This window comes from Mixta hanseatica (genome assembly GCF_023517775.1).
Classification (GTDB): domain Bacteria; phylum Pseudomonadota; class Gammaproteobacteria; order Enterobacterales; family Enterobacteriaceae; genus Mixta; species Mixta hanseatica.
Genome location: NZ_CP082904.1, coordinates 2,178,353 through 2,196,979, shown reverse-complemented (window position 1 = coordinate 2,196,979; position 18,627 = coordinate 2,178,353). Strand labels below are relative to the sequence as shown.

At 56.5% G+C, this 18,627-nt stretch carries 18 protein-coding genes and 1 pseudogene; 9 read left to right on the top strand and 10 right to left on the bottom strand.

Annotation, left to right across the window (positions count from 1 at the left end; all coding sequences use genetic code 11):
- Window positions 1-87: 87 nt before the first annotated feature.
- Window positions 88-270 (top strand): con-10 family general stress protein, encoded by a 183-nt coding sequence (locus K6958_RS10625; protein WP_038626107.1) that lies wholly within the window; start codon window positions 88-90, stop codon window positions 268-270.
- 316 nt (window positions 271-586) lie between these two features.
- Here the strand turns inward: K6958_RS10625 and K6958_RS10620 are convergent, their stop codons facing one another.
- On the bottom strand, window positions 587-1,765 hold the full coding sequence (locus K6958_RS10620; RefSeq protein WP_249891087.1) for a benzoate/H(+) symporter BenE family transporter: 1,179 nt from the start codon (window positions 1,763-1,765) through the stop codon (window positions 587-589).
- An 83-nt stretch (window positions 1,766-1,848) separates the two neighbouring features.
- Between K6958_RS10620 and K6958_RS10615 the strand changes: the two genes are divergently transcribed.
- Window positions 1,849-2,415: a helix-turn-helix domain-containing protein gene (locus K6958_RS10615; RefSeq protein WP_249891086.1), complete on the top strand. Its 567-nt coding sequence runs from the start codon at window positions 1,849-1,851 to the stop codon at window positions 2,413-2,415.
- Between the two features lie 54 nt (window positions 2,416-2,469).
- On the opposite strand, the gene pqqU is transcribed toward K6958_RS10615, so the two are convergent.
- Complete coding sequence (pqqU, locus tag K6958_RS10610; RefSeq protein WP_249891085.1) at window positions 2,470-4,599, bottom strand: TonB-dependent receptor PqqU; 2,130 nt, start codon at window positions 4,597-4,599, stop codon at window positions 2,470-2,472.
- A gap of 179 nt (window positions 4,600-4,778) precedes the next feature.
- Between pqqU and K6958_RS10605 the strand changes: the two genes are divergently transcribed.
- Entirely contained in the window at window positions 4,779-5,648 is an 870-nt protein-coding gene (locus tag K6958_RS10605) for an NAD(P)-dependent oxidoreductase (protein ID WP_249891084.1), read from the top strand.
- Between the two features lie 126 nt (window positions 5,649-5,774).
- Here the strand turns inward: K6958_RS10605 and K6958_RS10600 are convergent, their stop codons facing one another.
- Both K6958_RS10600 and K6958_RS10595 read right to left on the bottom strand, forming a co-directional pair.
- Entirely contained in the window at window positions 5,775-6,122 is a 348-nt protein-coding gene (locus tag K6958_RS10600; RefSeq protein WP_249891083.1) for a hypothetical protein, read from the bottom strand.
- A 206-nt stretch (window positions 6,123-6,328) separates the two neighbouring features.
- Complete coding sequence (locus K6958_RS10595) at window positions 6,329-7,414, bottom strand: alpha/beta hydrolase-fold protein (protein ID WP_249891082.1); 1,086 nt, start codon at window positions 7,412-7,414, stop codon at window positions 6,329-6,331.
- Between the two features lie 194 nt (window positions 7,415-7,608).
- Between K6958_RS10595 and K6958_RS10590 the strand changes: the two genes are divergently transcribed.
- The 4 genes from K6958_RS10590 (at window position 7,609) to K6958_RS10575 (ending at window position 9,618) form a co-directional block, all read left to right on the top strand.
- Window positions 7,609-7,827 carry a hypothetical protein gene (locus tag K6958_RS10590; RefSeq protein WP_249891081.1) on the top strand — a complete coding sequence of 73 codons (219 nt, stop codon included), beginning with the start codon at window positions 7,609-7,611 and terminating at the stop codon, window positions 7,825-7,827.
- 86 nt (window positions 7,828-7,913) lie between these two features.
- On the top strand, window positions 7,914-8,744 hold the full coding sequence (locus K6958_RS10585) for an arylamine N-acetyltransferase family protein (protein ID WP_434085214.1): 831 nt from the start codon (window positions 7,914-7,916) through the stop codon (window positions 8,742-8,744).
- A gap of 57 nt (window positions 8,745-8,801) precedes the next feature.
- Window positions 8,802-9,191, top strand: coding sequence for a hypothetical protein (locus tag K6958_RS10580; RefSeq protein WP_249891079.1), 390 nt, complete (start codon window positions 8,802-8,804; stop codon window positions 9,189-9,191).
- Window positions 9,184-9,618 (top strand): thiol-disulfide oxidoreductase DCC family protein, encoded by a 435-nt coding sequence (locus K6958_RS10575; RefSeq protein WP_249891078.1) that lies wholly within the window; start codon window positions 9,184-9,186, stop codon window positions 9,616-9,618. Before K6958_RS10580 ends, K6958_RS10575 begins: the two co-directional genes overlap by 8 nt.
- Window positions 9,619-9,676: 58 nt before the next feature.
- Here K6958_RS10575 and ahpF read toward each other — a convergent pair whose 3' ends face one another.
- Both ahpF and ahpC read right to left on the bottom strand, forming a co-directional pair.
- The gene (gene ahpF / locus K6958_RS10570; protein WP_249891077.1) at window positions 9,677-11,245 is read right to left on the bottom strand and encodes an alkyl hydroperoxide reductase subunit F; all 1,569 of its coding nucleotides are present in this window, start codon (window positions 11,243-11,245) and stop codon (window positions 9,677-9,679) included.
- A gap of 68 nt (window positions 11,246-11,313) precedes the next feature.
- Window positions 11,314-11,877, bottom strand: coding sequence for an alkyl hydroperoxide reductase subunit C (ahpC, locus tag K6958_RS10565; protein ID WP_249891076.1), 564 nt, complete (start codon window positions 11,875-11,877; stop codon window positions 11,314-11,316).
- A 528-nt stretch (window positions 11,878-12,405) separates the two neighbouring features.
- Between ahpC and K6958_RS10560 the strand changes: the two genes are divergently transcribed.
- Entirely contained in the window at window positions 12,406-14,076 is a 1,671-nt protein-coding gene (locus tag K6958_RS10560) for a methyl-accepting chemotaxis protein (RefSeq protein ID WP_249891075.1), read from the top strand.
- Between the two features lie 220 nt (window positions 14,077-14,296).
- The gene (locus K6958_RS10555; RefSeq protein ID WP_249891074.1) at window positions 14,297-14,761 is read left to right on the top strand and encodes a hypothetical protein; all 465 of its coding nucleotides are present in this window, start codon (window positions 14,297-14,299) and stop codon (window positions 14,759-14,761) included.
- Window positions 14,762-14,841: 80 nt separating this feature from the next.
- Here K6958_RS10555 and K6958_RS10550 read toward each other — a convergent pair whose 3' ends face one another.
- From K6958_RS10550 to K6958_RS10535, 4 genes and pseudogenes are all read right to left on the bottom strand, one after another.
- Window positions 14,842-16,182 carry an MFS transporter gene (locus K6958_RS10550; RefSeq protein WP_249891073.1) on the bottom strand — a complete coding sequence of 447 codons (1,341 nt, stop codon included), beginning with the start codon at window positions 16,180-16,182 and terminating at the stop codon, window positions 14,842-14,844.
- A 158-nt stretch (window positions 16,183-16,340) separates the two neighbouring features.
- A complete protein-coding gene (locus K6958_RS10545; protein ID WP_249891072.1) occupies window positions 16,341-16,577 on the bottom strand; it encodes a non-oxidative hydroxyarylic acid decarboxylases subunit D in 237 nt (78 codons plus the stop codon).
- Window positions 16,578-16,590: 13 nt separating this feature from the next.
- Window positions 16,591-17,889: pseudogene (locus K6958_RS10540) on the bottom strand (non-oxidative hydroxyarylic acid decarboxylases subunit C); the annotation flags it as partial.
- Window positions 17,826-18,449: a non-oxidative hydroxyarylic acid decarboxylases subunit B gene (locus tag K6958_RS10535; RefSeq protein ID WP_249891071.1), complete on the bottom strand. Its 624-nt coding sequence runs from the start codon at window positions 18,447-18,449 to the stop codon at window positions 17,826-17,828. The pseudogene K6958_RS10540 and the gene K6958_RS10535, both read right to left, overlap by 64 nt.
- Window positions 18,450-18,627: the final 178 nt, after the last annotated feature.

Here is an 18,627-nt window from a genome sequence, read left to right as displayed (position 1 = left end):
TCTACATTTAATAACGTTGTTACGCTTGCTTATCTCCCATCGTGGGAGTGAGTTGACCACTTTAATGTTAATAAAAGAGGAATTGTTATGACTCAGTATCGCGGTGGTGCAGGTAATTTCGCAAACGATCGTCAACGTGCATCCGAAGCTGGCAAAAAGGGCGGTCAGCGCAGCGGAGGAAACTTCAAGAACAACCCGCAGAAAGCGTCTGAGGCTGGGCGTAAAGGCGGCCAGAACAGCCATGGCGGAGGCCGCAAGCCCGCAGAATAAATTTAACGGCAATTCCATTTTTTAACGCCTCTTCACTCCGGCATAATCTGCGTAAATTATGTCGGAGTGATTTATTTATCGCCTCTTATTCCATTATTAACGCCTTCACTCTTTATGGTTAGCGCTCTTTATTCCATTATCATTTCCCTGATGAATATTTCGCCCGGAATTAACGTTGCCGGAAATATAAACTTTAAGGATTCAGCGCTGATAAATGACCGCATCGGATAGCGCCATATCTGTACAAGTATCAATATACTTGTACAAATAATTTTTCCACAGATGAACAACTGCGATAAATAAACGCTTGTTCTTATTAACGAAGCCGGTGAGATGATAATATCAGCCATACCAGCATTCCAGCTATTAACCCCCAAAAGGGCGCGCCCACGCCCGCCAGCGTAACGCCGGAGGCGGTCACTAAAAAGGTGACCATTGCCGCATCGCGCGTCTCTTCCTGGTGTAGCGCACGTTGAATACTGTTGGTCAACGTAGCCAGCAGCGCCAGTCCCGCCAGCGTATGGATCAGCGTGATCGGCAGGGCCGTTAACAGCAGGCCAACGGCGCCGCCAAACACGCCAGCCAGCAGATAAAAAAATCCGGCCATTGCCGCCGCCAGCCAGCGTTTGTTGCGATCGGGATGAACTTCCTCGCTCATACAGATAGCGGCGGTGATGGCGGCGAGACACACGGAAAAGCCGCCGAACGGCGACAGCAGCAGGGCGATCAGGCCACTCCAGCCAATAAGCGTCGAAACTGGTGCGGTATAGCCGTGCGCCTGGAGCGTGGCGATGCCCGGCGCGTTTTGCGAGGCCATGGTCACCAAAAAAAAGGGGAGCCCAACGCCCAGTAGCGCCGGCAGAGAAAACGACGGCATAATAAACGTCGGCCAGCGCAGCGTCAGCAACGGCTGAGCTAAATGTAGATCGCCACGCGCCAGCGTAACCAGCAGGCCCGCCAGCAGCGTCATAATAATGGCGTAACGCGGCAGCAGGCGACGCGCCAAAAGCCAGCAGCCGCACATCAGGCCGCACAGCATTAAATCCGTTTGCAGCCCGCCAAAGGCCTGCAGGCCAAAACGCAGCAGAATACCGGCCAGCATGGCGGCGGTAATCGCCTGTGGAATTACCTTCATTAAACGGGCAAACAGCCCGGTGATGCCGCACAGCATAATTAGCAGATTGGTGAAGATAAAGATGCCGATAGTTTGCGCCAGCGTCACGCCATCCAGACTGGTTGCCAGCATGGCAGCGCCGGGCGTTGACCAGGCGGTAAGAATAGGCTGGCGATACCAGAGGGAAAGCCCGAGCGAGCTAACACCCATCGCCAGGCCCAGCGCGGTAAACCAGCCGCCAATCTCATCCGCGCCGACGCCGGCCGCCGCCGCGGCCTGATAAACAATTGCCGCCGAGCTGGCGTAGCCGATAAGGGTGGCGATAAAACCGGCGATTGCGGCAGGAAACCCGATCTGACGTGCATGCTGCACCGCTAACATAGTATTCTCTCCTGTGCGCTATAGCGCACACAGTAGCATCGTGCGTTATAGCGCACAAGGTAAGCTTCGCAGAGGAGAAAAAGATGCAGGCGCTATCGCAACATCTGGCTCAAACGCTAAAAGCCCTGCGCGCCCAGCGCCAGTGGAGCCTGACGCAGGCGGCCGAGCACAGCGGTGTCAGTAAGGCGATGCTGGGGCAAATAGAGCGCGGCGAGTCCAGCCCAACGGTGGCGACCTTATGGAAAATCGCCACCGGGTTTGCCGTGCCGTTTTCACTGTTTATCACACCGCCAGAGGCTGCAAGAGAGGTGGTGCACTATCGGGAAGGGGAACGTCCGCCGTTTCACCAGCAAAATGCGCAGATGCAGGTCAGGTCGCTGGCGGATTTTGATGCGTTGCTGGGGCTGGATCTGCTGGAAATTACCTTCTCCGCCAATGCGTTTAGCGCATCCGCGCCGCATGCGCCGGGCGTAACGGAACATGTGATCGTCATTACCGGTACGCTGGAGGTGCAGGTCGCACAGCGCTGGCATCAGCTAAGGCAGGGCGAGGTGCTGCGTTTTAACGCCGACGTGCCGCATGCCTATCGCAACAGCAGCGGCCAGCCGACGTTAATCCACAATCTGATTCACTATCCGCGCGCGGGATAAATCAGCAGAAACCGCAAACAGGGCGTTGATGATTTGCCGCGCGGCTACAGGCAATTAATTAAATTCCCAGCTCAGAGAGGCGCCAACGCCGTAATTGCGTCCCGGCGCCGGTTCGAAGTAGCGGCCATTGCCCTCATTAACAATCACCGAGCCCACATAGCTGCGGTCGAACAGGTTATCCACACGGCCAAACAGATCCAGCACCCAGTTGCCGGAGCGGAATTTATAGCCGCCGTTTAGCGCGGTTACGGCGTAAGCCGGGGCCTGCTCGCTGTTATTGTCGTTGGCCTGGATTTTGCTGATATAGCGCAGCTCGGCGCCGCCATACCAGCCCGCTTCCGGGGCATATTCCAACGCCGCAAAGGCCATATTGCGGGCAATGCCGGGCAGACGATTGCCGCGCGTCACCGGGTTTTTGGCGCTATCGCTGCTGTCGCGATAGGTGGCGTCCAGCAGGGTCCAGGCCATACGCAGCCGCCAGTCGAGCGCAAACTGCTGATCGAGCGACAGCTCCAGGCCGCGCCGCCGCGTCTGTCCGGCATTTTTATAGCTGCTGCGTCCGCCTTCGCTATTAGCCACGACAATTTCATTTTTGGTGTCGGTCTGAAACAGCGCCGCGTTGAACAGGCCGTTGCCAATGCGGGTTTTGCTGCCGATCTCCAGCGTATCGCTGGTCGCGGGCCGCAGCAGATTATTCAGGCCGCCCTGATCGTCGTTGCGATAGGAAAGCTCGGTAATCGTCGGCGACTCAAAACCGCGCCCGGCAGAGGTGTAGATATTCCAGGCATCGGTCACCGCATATTTCAGCGCGGCGGCCGGCAGCCAGCGGTGATAGCTCGCTTCGCCGCTGTCGTCGCCGTTGTCGGGGGTAATGTAATGATCGTTATCATCAAAGTTCACCGTACTGAAGCGCACGCCCGCGTCCAGCGTTAGCTTTGGCGTCAGCTGCCATGAGGTTTGCAAGTAGGGATCCAGGTTCCACATCAGGTTGCGCTCGTTGCGGCGCAGGTCTCCTTTATGGCCAAAGTCTGACGTGCCGTTGCGCAGAACAAAATTTTCATAGCCTTTGCGGCGTTCGCTCATGGTCTCGTAATCAAGGCCGCCGGTCACGGTGACCGGCACCGCACCGATGGCGTCGCGATGCGTCCAGCGCGCATCGATGCCCTGATAGTGGCGAGTTAAATCGATTACGCCGCCGGCGTGGGTCGGTCGCAACTGCGGCGCGCGCGGGATCGACTGATATTGCACCGTTTCGCGCTCGCCCGCCCAGGCCATCAGGCTGAGATCGTCGTTTGCGCTTATTTGCCGCTCATAGCGCAGCCCGGCCTGCGTTTGCTTCGTGGTTTTACGCGTATTGTACGCTTCTGCCCGCGGCGACTGGCGCGGATTGTCGCGCCATTCCGCGTTGGTCAGGCCGCCGGCATCCTGCGCGTTAATATCCACGCTGTTAAACAGCAGCGTCAGGGTACTGACATCATCGATCCGTACGCCCAGCCGCGCGTTGCCCAGATTTTTCTGCGCGCTGCTGTGATCGCGGTAGCCATGAGTGCTGAAGCGCGTCGCCGACACCGTATAATTCACATCGCCCGCCTGGCTGCCGTCGCCGGTAGCGCCCTGCGCTTTTAATCCGTAGCGCCAGCTGCCGAAGCTGCCGTAGTAGCTGCTGGCTTCAACGCTGGCGGGCTGGCTGCCTTGCTGCGTAGCAATATTGATCACGCCGCCGGAAGCGTTGCCGTACAGCGCGGAGAAGGGACCGCGCAGCACTTCCACCCGATCGACCGAGTTCAGATCAATATTGGAGGTTTGTCCCTGGCCGTCCGGCATGGTGGCGGGTATGCCATCCACATAAATACGCATCCCGCGTACCCCGTAAGTGGATCGCGAGCCAAAGCCGCGAATCGAAATCTGTAAGTCCTGCGCATAGTTCTGCCGGTTCTGGATTTGCACGCCGGGCAGGCCAGAGAGATTCTCCGACAGATTAATGCGCGGCGCGGCCCGGCGCAGATCGTCGCCGCTCACCACGCTCACGGCGGCGGGCGTATCCAGTTCAGAAAGCCCGTCGGCAGAGGCGCTGACTACCAGGGTTGATTCATCGCTGGCCACGGCGCAAGCGCAGCTAAACGCCAGCAGGGCAGCCACCGCCACCAGGCGGGCAGAAGGGGAAGTGATGCGGGTGATTTTCATAAAGGCGTCCTGCAACAGAAATAATCAATAACGTTCCGTAACTTCTGCGCATAAGCCTGGCAGCCCTGACATATTTTGCAAAAAATCGCGCATAAAATATCTCTGGCCTGCCGTCGTGCCGATCTATTATCAAGCCCGAGGTAAGAATTAACCGACATTAATAGAGAAGGATTTACACCATGAATCAACGTCCCGCTGTAGCGGTATTGGGATTAGGCGCCATGGGGCACGCTTTCGCGGCTAATCTGGTCAAAAAAACGTTTCAGGTGGCCGGCTGGAACCGCACCCGCGCGCGCGGCGAAGATCTGGCGACGGCAGGCATGCGGCTTTGCGATGAGCCGCAGCTGGCGGTGGAGCAGGCGGATGTGGTGCTGGCGATGCTGTCAGACGGCACCACTACCGAAAACGTTCTGCAACAGATTATGTCCGCGCTAAAACCCAACGCGGTTTTCTGCCAGATGGGCACCATCGGCGTGGAAGCCACTGAGAAATTGATTGCGCAGCTGGCGGCGGCGCGTCCGGATGTGGTTTATATCGATGCGCCCGTTTCCGGCACCAAAGCTCCGGCGGAAAACGCGCAGATCCTGGTGCTGGCCAGCGGCGATCGGCAGCGTGCCGCCAGCCTGGAGCCGGTATTCGCTGCCATCAGCAAGGGGGCGCGTTGGTTAGGCGAGGCGGGCGCCGGATCGCGGATGAAGCTGGTCGTTAACGCCTGGCTGATTGCCATGATGCAAGGACTGGCGGAAAGCGCCAGCCTGGCGCAGCAGCTGGGTTTTACGCCCGACGAACTCTGGTCAGTGCTGGAAGGCGGGCCGTTAGCTGCGCCCTATGCAAAGGTAAAGCTGGATACCATTAAAGGCGGCGACTATACCCCGCAAATGCAGCTGGCCTGGGCGCTTAAGGATGCGCAGCTGGCGTTGAGCGCGGCGGAAGATCAGTCGATGCCGGGGCTGCAGCATATCTCTCAGCTCTGGCAACAGGCGGTGGAAGCGGGCTATGGCGAGCAGGATTTGGCGGTAATTTACCGTTTTTTAACCGGTAAAGAGTAAAGCGAATTAAAGGCCCCTTCCATCATGAAGGGGCTGTTAACGCGTGCAGAGGCAGGCGGGGTTAGAGTTCGGGCCTTAGCGCGTTCAGGCCGACAACTCGCTATCTCTATCTATCTCTGCTTCAATCTATTCCGCTTTCTGATATTGCTCCAGCGTCGCCTTTTTACAGGCGTCGGCGTTTTTCAGGTTACTCTTTTTCACGTCGTCAGGCAGTTTTATATACGCATCCGCCACTTTTTCCGCCTCGTCCTGATTAAATTCAGGTTTGTTCATGCCATAAGGAGCCGATCCGCGCATCACCATATTTTTCAGCTTCTGCACATACTCTTCTTTCGATGCGCCCGGCGCTTGTTGTTCACCGGTGAGGGTACAGAGCCCCGCAATATAGGTCTCCGCTTCGCTGCTTGCCTCATCGGCTGCCTGCGCTACGCCGCAGCTTGCCATTAACAGCATTATCGCCAGTCGCTTTTTCATCACTGCTCCTTTTTTACCTTGTTAAATCTTTACTTAAGCATAGCTGAGATATGCTATTGCGGGGCGGCGGCGGGCCGCAGGAAGATATAGTTCTCCGCTGTTAGCCGGCCCTGCGCAGCGCTAATCCTGGCGGTGGTCTTCACTGCCACCGCAGGCAGAAGCGTTACAGCGAGGCTTAATAACATTCCCCGGCGGCCGGATAAGGCTTAACGGAACAGCTTCTGCACAAATTTAATGTATGCCGGGCGCCAGACCGCCATTTCATGGCCCAGCTGCGGGTAAGCATCGTAATCAAAATGGATGCTCTGTTGCTCAAGCTGCTGTTTCAGACCGGCAATATCCGCGCCGGTAACGCTATCCCGTTCGCCAATCGCCAGGGTGAAGTTCTTCAACTGCTGATTAACCTGTGCTCCCTGCGCCAGCTGCGCGCTGACCGCCGCGTTCGGCACCGTTTCGGTGGTCACGCCGCTGAAACTGCCCAGCCAGCCGATCTGATCCAGGTGGCTCATGCCGCTGACTAACGCCTGATAGCCGCCCTGCGACAAGCCCGCCAGCGCCCGGCCTTCGGCGTCCTGCCGTACCTGATAGCGCTGCGAAATCAGCGGAATAATATCCTGCATCAGCTCGCGATCCGCCGCCGCCGCGTTGCGTGGATAAAACGCCTTGCGCCGCTCGGCCGGAATATAGTCCTCCGGCACTATGCCGGGTGCATCGGTTTCGGTGTCCGGCATCACCACCAGCATCGGCACAATTTTCTTCTCGGCCAGCAGATTATCCATGATTTGCGGAATACGCCCTTGCGCCACAGCGGAGAGCCCGCTATCGCCAAAGCCGTGCCAGAAATAGAGTACCGGCAGCGGATCGCGCATTTTCTCCATGCCGGGCGGCGTCCAGACATACAGCTGACGCTCGGCGTTTAACGCCTGCGAGTGGTAGGTCAGGGCGTGAAGCTCGCCGTGTGGCACCTGACGCACATCTAATAGCGAACCGGGCACCAGGATCAGGCTGGTGTTGACCTGGCGCTGTGGTTTCGGCATTGCGCCGGAAGGATCAATGGTGCGCAAGCCGTCGACATTAAAGAAGTATTCATAAAGGTCAGGCGCCAGCGGGGCGCTGGTCCATGACCAGATACCGCGTGCATCCCGCTGCATCGGATGGCTAATATACGATTCCGGCGTGGCGCCGGTTACCACTGATACCGCTTTTGCCTGCGGCGCAGCAGGCAGAGTATCAGCCGCGAAAGCGGGGCAGCTTAGAGCAAACAGCAGGGTCGCACAGCGGGTAAATTTCATTTTTGCCTCTTTTTGGGTGAACGGCGGGTAGGTTATTAAATTGTTATAGTTTTTTCTGCGCGTTTTGCCCAGCCGCCGCTGCGCCTTGACAATCTTCCTCGTGAGATAAGTCTCAGAAATCGATTACAGGGATCCCCAAATTTTTTGAGCGGTCATAGTTAAGGGGTCTTTTTAACCAAAAGGAGGGAACAAAATTGTCCTGGTTATCTGAAGAAGCCGAGCATGACGCAGAATTTTTAGCGTTGGTAGGCCGGGCTGTCGTGGCATTAGCCCAGGAAAAACGGGCATTAAGTTATGATGCACTTTGTTCACGTCTGGGCGGCCTGGCCGACAGCGCGGAGGACGATGAAATGATTATTAGCTGTTGGCGGGCGCGCCAGCTGTTGAAAAACAGCGTGGGATTAGTCAAATAAAATGAATGGATGCCCGCGCGCACCTGAGATCAACCTCCCGCGCCAGAAATCAGCTATAAGATAAGCATCATTTTTACCAGGAAGAAATTATGCCGTTCGATCTTCACGCTTATCTGGCGCGTATCGGTTATACCGGCGCGACGCGCCCGTCATTGGCTACGCTTTCACAGCTGCATCAGGCGCATGTTTGCGCCATCCCGTTTGAAAATCTGGATGTTATTCTTGATCGTTCGATTCATCTTGAAACTGAAGCGATTCAGGAGAAGCTGGTCGTCGCGCGGCGCGGCGGCTATTGCTATGAGCAGAATGCGCTGTTTCTGCTGGCGCTACAGCAGATGGGCTTTGAGGCGCGCGGGCTGGCCGCTCGCGTGGTAATAGCCCAGCCGCCCTCGGTGCCGCCGCGTACTCATATGCTGCTGCTGGTGCAGCTGGAAGGGGCTTTCTGGATCGCCGATGTCGGCTTTGGCGGGCCGACGCTCAGCGCGCCGATCCGCCTGCTGGCAGATCGGTCGCAGGCGACGCCGCACGGTGAATATCAGCTGCAGTCGCTGGGCGAAGAGTGGTTACTCTGCCTGCGCCGTCACGATGAGTGGCAGCCGCTTTATCGCTTTGACCTGGTGACGCAGTTTCCTTCCGATTATCTGATGGCCAATCACTTTGTCTCTACCTGGCCGCACTCCCACTTTCGCCATCATCTGCTGGCGGCGCGTTATCTGCCGGACGGCGGTCAGCTGTCGCTGGAAAACCGGCGCTTTAGTCGTTATGGCACAGAGCCGGAGCGGCGCACCCTGGATGATCTGCGCGCGCTGTATCAACTGCTACAGGATGCATTTCGCCTTGGGGTTAAACACTCGCTGTATGGCGTGAGCGAAGAGGAATTTATCCAGGCGATGACGCGGCTGGATAGCGCGCAATAAAGCACTGCTGCTGAGCCTGGCTATACTTATCAACCTGAATCTTATACAGGAGGATCTATGCCCGATAATCGTAACCAGGACTTAATGCCCTATAACCTTTTCTACTGCGACGGCACCCTGTTGGCGCAGAATATCGATGGCCATATTATTGAGCTGGGCCAGGCGAACGTTCATGATGGGCTGATCGGGTATCACATTGACGGCAGCGATCTGCACGGCGAGAACTACAGCGCGCCGGAAGAGTTACTGGAAGATTTGGGCGAGCAGCTCGATTTTCTGTTCCTCGACGGGCAATTTACCAGCCTGCCGGATGTCAGCGAGCGCTGGCTGGATCGGCTGGAAGATGCCCCGGTGCAACTGATAAGCCTGCATGAGCTGGAAAGCGGCACCGAAGAGGAAAATCCGGTGCCGACCAGCGATGAGGATCCCGGCATCCGTAATGACTGATCGCGCCGCGCCGCCGCTGATAGCGCCCAACGAACAGGTAGTGCTGTATGACGGCACCTGTAAGTTGTGCAACGGCTGGGTCAATTTCCTGCTGCGCTACGACAGATATCATACCGTCAGGCTGGCAGCGGTGCAGAGTGAGCAGGGGAAAGCGCTGTTGCGCTGGGCCGGTCTGTCAACGGAAAACATCAGCACCATTGTGCTGATCAGGCAGGGACAGGTCTGGCTGCGGGCGGAGGCGATCTTTCGCGTAATGGCTGGGCTGCCGTGGCCGTGGCGCGCGCTGTCGCTGCTGCGTTTCCTGCCCACCGCCCTGAGCAACCGCTGCTATGATCTTATCGCCCGTAACCGCTACCGACTGTTTGGCCGCTACGATAATGTGCATCATCTCACCGCGGATCATCCACAGCGTTTCCTTGACCGCTGAACGGCGGGCAAAAAAAAGCGGCATCCCGAGATGCCGCTACAGTTTTAGCGGGTGAGCCTTAGCCGACCGGCTGAGTACGAATCAGATAATCAAACGCGCTCAGGGAGGCTTTCGCGCCTTCACCGCTGGCGATAATGATCTGCTTGTACGGCACAGTGGTACAGTCGCCGGCAGCAAATACGCCTTTCACGCTGGTTTCGCATTTCGCATCGATCAGGATTTCGCCCATCTGGTTACGCTCGATGGTGCCGTCCAGCCAGGTGGTGTTCGGCAGCAGGCCAATCTGTACGAAGATACCGGCCACGTCGATCTGATGAACCGTCTCGTTCACGCGATCTTTATATTCCAGGCTGGTCAGCTTGCTACCGTCGCCTTTCACTTCCAGCGTCTGCGCGTTCAGGATGATATCCACGTTTTCCAGGCTGCGTACTTTTTGCTGCAGCACGGCGTCCGCTTTCATCGCTGGCGCGAACTCCAGCAGGGTAACGTGTTCAACGATACCGGCCAGATCGATCGCCGCTTCAACACCGGAGTTACCGCCGCCGATGACCGCCACGCGCTTACCTTTGTAGAGCGGGCCGTCGCAGTGCGGGCAGTAGGTAACGCCACGGGTGCGATACTGCTCTTCGCCCGGAACGTTCATGTTACGCCAGCGCGCACCGGTAGCGACGATGATGCTGCGTGATTTCAGCTCGGCGCCGGAAGCGGTTTGCAGCGTATGCAGGCCGCCTTCTACGCTGGCCGGGATCAGCTTGCTGGCGCTCTGGCTGTCGATCACGTCGATCGGATATTCGCTGACGTGCGCTTTCAGCGCGCCAGCCAGTTTAGACCCTTCGGTTTTCGGCACGGAGATATAGTTTTCAATATCAACCGTATCCAATACCTGGCCGCCAAAACGCTCGCCCAGCAGGGCGGTACGGATGCCTTTACGCGCTGAGTAAATCGCCGCCGCCGCGCCCGCCGGGCCGCTGCCGACAATCAGCACGTCGTAAGCGTCACGCTTGTTCAGCTCTTCCGCTGCGCGTTTGTCGGCGTTGACGTCCACTTTGCTGACGATTTCCGCCAGGCTCATACGGCCCTGGCCGAACTCTTTCCCGTTCAGGAATACTGCCGGAACGCCCATGACGTTACGATCCTGAATCTCATTCTGGAATACGCCGCCGTCAATCGCCGTATGGCTGATGCGCGGGTTCAGAATCGCCATCAGATTCAGCGCCTGCACCACGTCCGGGCAGTTGTGACAGGAGAGCGAGTAATAGGTTTCGAAATGCAGGTCGTCATCCAGCTGGCGGATCTGATCCAGCAGCGCCTGCGTCTCTTTGGACGGATGTCCGCCGGTCTGCAGCAGAGCCAGTACCAGCGAAGTGAATTCGTGACCCAGCGGCGAGCCGGCAAAACGCGGGCCGGTGCTGTTGCCTGGGTTAGTAATCAGGAATGAAGGTTTGCGCTCCGGCAGGGTGTTGTCTTCACGGAACGTTACTTTTTCAGACAGCTCAGCAATTTCCGCCAACAGCTCTTTGATTTCAGCGGATTTCGCGCTGTCGTCCAGCGTAGCGATTAACTCAACAGGCTTAGTTAATTTCTCAAGATAGGCCTTGAGTTGGTTTTTCATCGTGGTGTCGAGCATGAGGGTCTCCAGGCAAAAAATCGGGTGCCGCAGCACCCGATGAAAAAGACAAAAAACTGCTGGTTAACTTAGATTTTGCCAACCAGGTCGAGAGAAGGAGCCAGGGTCGCTTCGCCTTCTTTCCATTTTGCAGGGCAAACTTCGCCCGGGTGGCTGGCAACGTACTGTGCCGCTTTCACTTTACGCAGCAGGTCAGATGCGTCACGGCCAATACCTTCAGCAGTGATTTCTACTGCCTGGATGATGCCTTCCGGGTCAACGATGAAGGTACCACGGTCAGCCAGACCCTGATCTTCACGCATGATGTCGAAGTTACGGGTCAGCGCGCCGGTCGGGTCGCCGATCATCGCGTACTGGATTTTCGCGATGGTGTCAGAGCTGCCGTGCCATGCTTTGTGGGTAAAGTGGGTATCGGTAGAAACAGAGTAAATGTCTACGCCCAGTTTCTGGAATTCCGCGTAGTGGTCAGCAACGTCACCCAGTTCGGTCGGGCAAACGAAGGTGAAGTCAGCCGGGTAGAAGAAGAATACACTCCATTTACCTTCGACATCTTTCTCAGTCACTTCGATGAACTCACCGTTTTTGAACGCGTTGTTTTTGAACGGTTTGATTTTGGTGTTAATGATAGACATCAGTTACTCCTTCATATTGGTTAGCGTGAAAGTTACCGAAAAACGTGATCGAGATCTAATGCGTATCCTTTATTGAATCAATAAGTAAAACCTAACAACAGGTAAGGCGTAACTTATCATCGATAAATTTGACGCTCATCAGTGGGTTACCGGCACTTCTGGCGCTGCAACAGGTTAGCGACTCTAACAGATAGCCATTACGCTGCATGTGATTCGTACAGGGGACTCCTGCCTGGGTCGACAGGATAACGACACTGCCTGACCGGCGTCATCATACGTTGTTCATGGCCTGACAATCCAGCCTGATGAAAGCGCATAAATAAACTATTAATCAATGATCCAGCCTGATATTCAGATTAACGCTTAGCGAAAGGGCGATTTCAGCTCTCTTTCGCTGCCGGATGCGCGCCACGCGTGTGGAAGCAGTATAACAGGCTGTTACAACCGGTTGATTAATAATCAACGGCGCTAATGTTACCGGTAAAGCTGCCGATAAGTGTGATGCTTATCACTTTATTTGAGGGAGCTATGTCCTTTTTCAGCCGCATTAAAACGTCTACCTTTCTGATTTGCTGCATCGCGCTGTTTGGCCTGTTGCAGTTAGTTTCCGGCGGACTGTTTCTGAATTCACTCAGCAATGACAAAGAAAATTTTCTTACCGCTTCGGCGGCCAATGACAAGGTTACCGCGCTAACCAACGCCTGGTATGCGCTGAACGCGGTTCGTTCCGACGCGAACCGCATCGTTATCTGGATCCAGCAGGAAGGCCCCGGCAGCGCGAAGCTGCCGGGAATGATTGAGCACGGGCGCCAACAGCTGCAGGTGGCAGAACGCGGATATCAGGAATATCAGTCCGGCACGCCGCTGAAAGGGCTTGATCCGGCGCTGACGGCTCAGCTGAATGCCAGCTACAAAGCGTACTTCACGCTGCTGCAGCAGCTGATGGATACTGCAGAGACCCACAGTCTGGCGGCGATGTTCGCGATTAACGCCGCGCCAAAGCAGCAGGCGATGCTGGAAGATTACGAGCGCTGGCGCAGCGCGGTAAATCATTTGACGACGCAGGCCGCAGAAAACAGCGATCGCCATTTCGGTCAGATGAAGGCGCTGCTGGCGGGCACTATGCTGCTGGTATTGGCTTGTATAACGCTCAGCTGGCGCGTATTGCAGCGCGTGCTGCTGCAGCCGCTGGCCGCCGCGCTTAGCCACATCGATGCGATTGAGCATGGCGATCTAACGCAGCCGGTGCAGGCGGATCCGCTGGCGCGTACCGAAATGGGACGGCTGCATAATGGCCTGGCGCGGATGCAGCAGGCGCTGGTAAATACCGTCAGCAACGTGCGCAACGGCGCGCAAACTATCCTGACCGGCGTGAGTGAGATTGCCGCAGGCAATGCCGATCTCTCCTCGCGCACCGAGCAGCAGGCGGCTTCGCTGGAGCAGACGGCCGCCAGCATGGAGCAGATCACCGCAACGGTAAAACAGAATGCGGATAATGCGCAGCAGGCATCGAAGCTGGCCATATCGGCCTCGGATACCGCTGAGAAGGGCGGCGATATTGTCGATGGGGTGATTAAAACTATTTACGATCTGGAAGAGAGCGCGAAGAAGATTGCCGAAATTACCGGCGTTATTGAAAGTATCGCTTTCCAGACCAATATCCTGGCGCTGAACGCGGCGGTTGAAGCGGCACGTGCCGGAGAGAATGGCCGCGGCTTCGCGGTGGTGGCGGGCGAGGTGCGCAATCTGGCCCAGCGCAGCGCGGCGGCAGCGAAAGATATCAAAGGGCTGATCGAAGAATCCTCTGCCCGTGTAGAGAAAGGCACTAAGCTGGCCGTCGCGGCGGAAGAGTCAATGGAAGCTATCGTGGTTGGCGTTAAGCAGGTGCGCGATATAATGGATGAGATCTCGTCCGCTTCTGACGAACAAAGCCGCGGCATCAGCCAGGTCGGCATTGCGGTGACCGAGCTGGATCAGGTGACGCAGCAGAACGCCTCGCTGGTGGAAGAATCGTCTTCGGCCGCCAGCCAACTGGAAGATCAGGCGCGCCATCTGAACCAGACGGTAGCGACTTTCCGCCTGATGGCAGGAGTGACACTGTCACAGGCAGCCGTTAAAAAGCCGGTGATGAATGTTGCGCGTTCTGCGGCCGCGCGTCCAAAGGAAACGCTGTCAACAGAAGGATGGGAAGCCTTCTGAGATTAAATAATTAAATAGATAAAGCCGACCAAATGTGTGGTCGGCTTTAATAAATCGTTCGGGTAATTAAAAAGAATAGTAGGCCAATTATATACATTCGCAATAAAATGATTCACGCCAAATTACGTGTCTGATAGCGCTAATTGATATAATTGTTATTGACGAAGAGGATATATTGATTATTATTTTCGCCGTCCCGAAATAAAAAAGGAGTTTATCGGTGAAGAAAATAAATATGGCCTTTATGCTGGTTACGCTGGCGCTGATGCCAGTAACGCAGGATGTTATCGCGCAGAGTAAGGGAGTGACCCAGACCACGCCTGCTGTACGCCCGGAAGTCGCAGAAGAAGTGAAAGCGTGGCAGGGCGAAGAGGGGATTCAGGTGTGGGTATTGCGTTATGGTCCACGTGAGGAAAATAAAGCACTGGTGCAGATCACCAATATCGATCATCCCTGGAGCCAACGCATTCAGTTAATGGATGTGCAAAAAAACGATAAGAAGAAAACCTACTCGTTAAAAGTTAATGGCAACCGTTTCGTCGCCTTGAATATGTTCGGTTCCGGCATGGGCGAGCTTTATCTTCCTGATGATAAACAGTCTTACCGCATTAGCTACAGCCAATCGCTTTCATCCTATGGCAATGCTCAACATTTCCTGACGGATTATCTTAACCAGAAAAAATAATAATCCGTTTTTATCCAGCAGTAATAAAACAGGCATTATTCACAGAAGAATAACGCCTGTTTTTGGTATTACGTCGCGTTTCAGTGGCTTGCCGCCCGGCTAACCGGCAACGGGCCGACGCGCTCAGCCCCCAGTTTTTTCTCCGGCTGCAGCAGCGTCATCGCCAGCATACTGACAAAGGCGATCAGCGCGGTGGCGGTAAACATTGCGTTATAGCCATAATATTGCGCCAGCCAGCCGCTTAGCATCGGTGAAATAATCGAGGCCAGGTTAGCAATCGCCAGCGTGATGCCGCTGTAGGTGCCCACGCTGGCGCGCGGCGTAACGTCAATTACCACCGACCAGTAAACATTATTCACCAGCGCATTTAAGGCATTGCCCAGCGTCATCATCACAATAACCAGGCTGGCGGAAGGCATCCATGGAATCGCCAGAAAGCAGCCGCCGGCCAGCAGCAGCGTTAACGCGGCGAAGAGGTTACGCGCCAGGCGCAAATTAGCAAACCGACGCAGCAGCAGATCGGCAATGCGTCCGCCCAGCAGCACGGTGATACAGGCGCCGCTCCAGGGGATCATGGCGATATAGCCCAGCGACTGCAGATCAAAATGGAAATTATCCTGCAAATATTTGGGCGCCCAGGTTACCAGGGTAAAGGTGATATAGAGAAACGAAAAATAACCCAGCGCATTGCAAACCAGCGTCCGGCTGGTAAAGAAACGCCACCAGGGCAATGGCGCACCGCCTGCCGGCTCCGGCGCCTGTCCGTGGCTAATCAGCAGGCGTTCGGCCGTATTCGCGGCGGGCTGCTGTTCTGGCGTATCGCTAAAGGCGCGGGCAAACAGCACCATCGCCACCAGCGACATTACACCCAGCAGGATAAACATCATCCGCCAGTCGTTGGTCAGCAACAGCAGCGTGACCGCTACCGGCGCGGTAAGCAGCGAGCCGACCTGGGTGCTGAGTAAACCGATCCCCAGCGCCATGCCACGCTCGTTGTCCGGTGCCCAGTGGGCAATGGCCTTATTCATCAGCGCATAGGCGGGGCCTTCCGCGAAGCCAAACAGAATACGCAGCGCCGCAAACCCCATGATCGCTGAACCGCCGAACAGCGCCATCCCCAAATCACCCGCCCAGGCCGTAGCGATCTCTAAAATTGACCAGAGGACGCCCGCCATCAGCCAGACCTTTTTCGTCCCGAAGCGGTCAGCGAGGAAGCCGCCGCACAGCGAACCAAACAGGTAGCCGAAGCCGAAATAGCCCAGCACCGCGCCAAGCTGCACCTTAGTAAAATGATATTCAGCGGCGATGGCGCTGGCGGCAAACGAGAGCGCCCCGCGGTCGATATAGTTAATCAGGGCGATAAAAAACAGCAGGGCAAAAATTTTAAAGCGGTAGCGACTGGCCGCAGCGGTAACATGCATAGCTTTTCTCCTGAAAACATGAGCAACGTTTGCTATTAAGCAAAGGCGATGCCAGCTGGAGAAAAGCATTAAGCGCGGGGGGATAGCGCGTTTGCGGCCGGTAAAGGTTGCACTCTTTGCAGGCAAGCGCCCGAAACAGGGCGCTGCCAGCGTGCAAATCAGCGCTCGTCCTCCGGGAGCAACGGCGGGATAGCGGGCACCTGTGGCGCATTATCGATATCCTGCTGCGTCATCCGGAATGCCTGCGGATAATGTTCCCGGCTGGTGCGACGCAGCGGTTCGGTTGAGCGCCAGGTATAGAGGCAGCGCTGACACTGATGTACGGTCCAGACATCGGCAACCGGCGAGGTTGCCATTAATTCAATATGTTGATCGCCACAGCGTGGACATAGCATAGCTCTTCTCCTGTTATTTACGGTTTGCCAGCATTGCGCTCAGTTTTTCCACCCAGGCGGCCGTCTCCGGCAGATCTTTAACCGGCTGGCTGTAGTGGCCGCGGTTATCCGGCGCGACCGGCGTGGTGGCGTCAATAATCAGCTTGTCGGTAATGCCGGCGGGCGACGAACCCGGATCCAGCTCCAGCACCGACATATTCGGCAGCTGGACCAAATCGCCTGCCGGATTCACTTTAGAAGAGAGCGCCCACATTACCTGCGGCAAATCGAACGGATCGACATCCTCATCTACCATAATCACCATCTTGACGTAGCCCAGACCGTGCGGGGTGGTCATAGCGCGCAGACCGACCGCGCGGGCAAAGCCGCCGTAGCGTTTTTTCGTGGAGATAATTGCCAGCAGGCCGTGGGTATACATGGCGTTAACCGCCTGCACTTCCGGAAACTCCGCCTTCAGTTGTTGATAAAGCGGCACGCAAGTGGCAGGGCCAATCAGATAATCGATCTCGGTCCACGGCATGCCAAGATAGAGCGACTCAAAGATGGGCTGGCTGCGCCAGCTGACACGATCGATACGCACCACCGTCATATTGCGTCCGCCGGAGTAGTGGCCGGTAAATTCGCCGAATGGCCCTTCGATCTCGCGCTTGCGTCCTTCAATCACCCCTTCAAGGATCACTTCCGACCCCCACGGCACATCAAAGCCGGTCAGCGGCGCGCTGACTATCGGATAGGGCGCTTCGCGCAGCGCGCCTGCCATTTCATATTCCGACTGGTCATATTTCAGCGGGGTGGCGCCCATCAGGGTGATAATCGGATCGTTGCCCAGCGTAATGGCGACGGGCAAATCCTCACCGCGCTCTTCCGCCTTGTGCAGGTGCAACGCAATATCGTGCATCGGCACCGGCTGCAGGCCGAGCTTACGCTTACCTTTTACCTCCATACGGTAAATGCCGACGTTTTGTTTACCGAAGTTATCGGGATCGCGCGGATCGCGCGAGACCACACAGGCTTTATCAAGATAAAAACCGCCGTCGCCATCGTTCAAACGGAACAGCGGCAAAGTATCAAACAGGTTGATGTCGTCGCCTTCGGCGCTATTTTCCTGCCACGGCGCGCTGTCGCGGCGCTCGGGGGCGACCGGAAAGGTATCCCAGCGGCGAATAAACGCCTCGATCTGCGCACGGGTTGGGGTATTGGGCGGCAGGCCCAGCGCGATGGCATGATTTTGCCAAGAGCCGAGGGTATTCAGGGCGACGCGCGCATCGGTAAAGCCAGCGATATTATCAAACCACAGCGCGGGCGAGCCTGCGATAATCCCTGCCAGCGCCGGGCCTGCGGATAAGAGAGGCCAAACTGATCAAGAACGCGCGCCACAATGTGATGGGTAATCTCTTCAACCGAAGCAGGGTGGTTGTACCAGGCGGGCATCGGCGGCACCATCGCGACGCCAAGTCGCGACAATGCCAGCATGTTTTCCAAATGAATGGTGCTGAGTGGCGTTTCACGCGGCACCAGCACCAGCTTGCGCTGCTCTTTCAGCACCACGTCTGCGGCGCGACCTACCAGACCATCGGCATAGCCGGCGCGAATACCGGCCAGCGTTTTCATGCTGCAGGGGACGATGATCATGCCGTCGGTTTTAAACGAGCCTGAAGAGATGGTGGCAGCCTGATCGCTGGCGTTATGACAGATATCCGCCATCGCGGCGACATCGCGCGCGCGCCATGGCGTTTCCAGTTCAATGGTGGTCTTCGCCCATTTCGACATCACCAGGTGTGTTTCCACCTCAGGCATTGCCTGCAACGCCTGCAGCAGCGCCACGCCCAGCGGCGCGCCCGTGGCACCGGTCATTCCTACGATCAGATTCATTCCGCCTCCATATCGTTCGTATACGAACTAATGGATTTACCTTAGGCTGCAATTTGCGTGAATGCAAGCGCAGCCGGTAAAAAAGTTCGTACAAGAACGTTCTCTTAAACGGACAGGGAATATCCCTTAAGCGAAGAGAACCCGAGGCGATAAGCCAGGGCAACACACGGGCATTTTC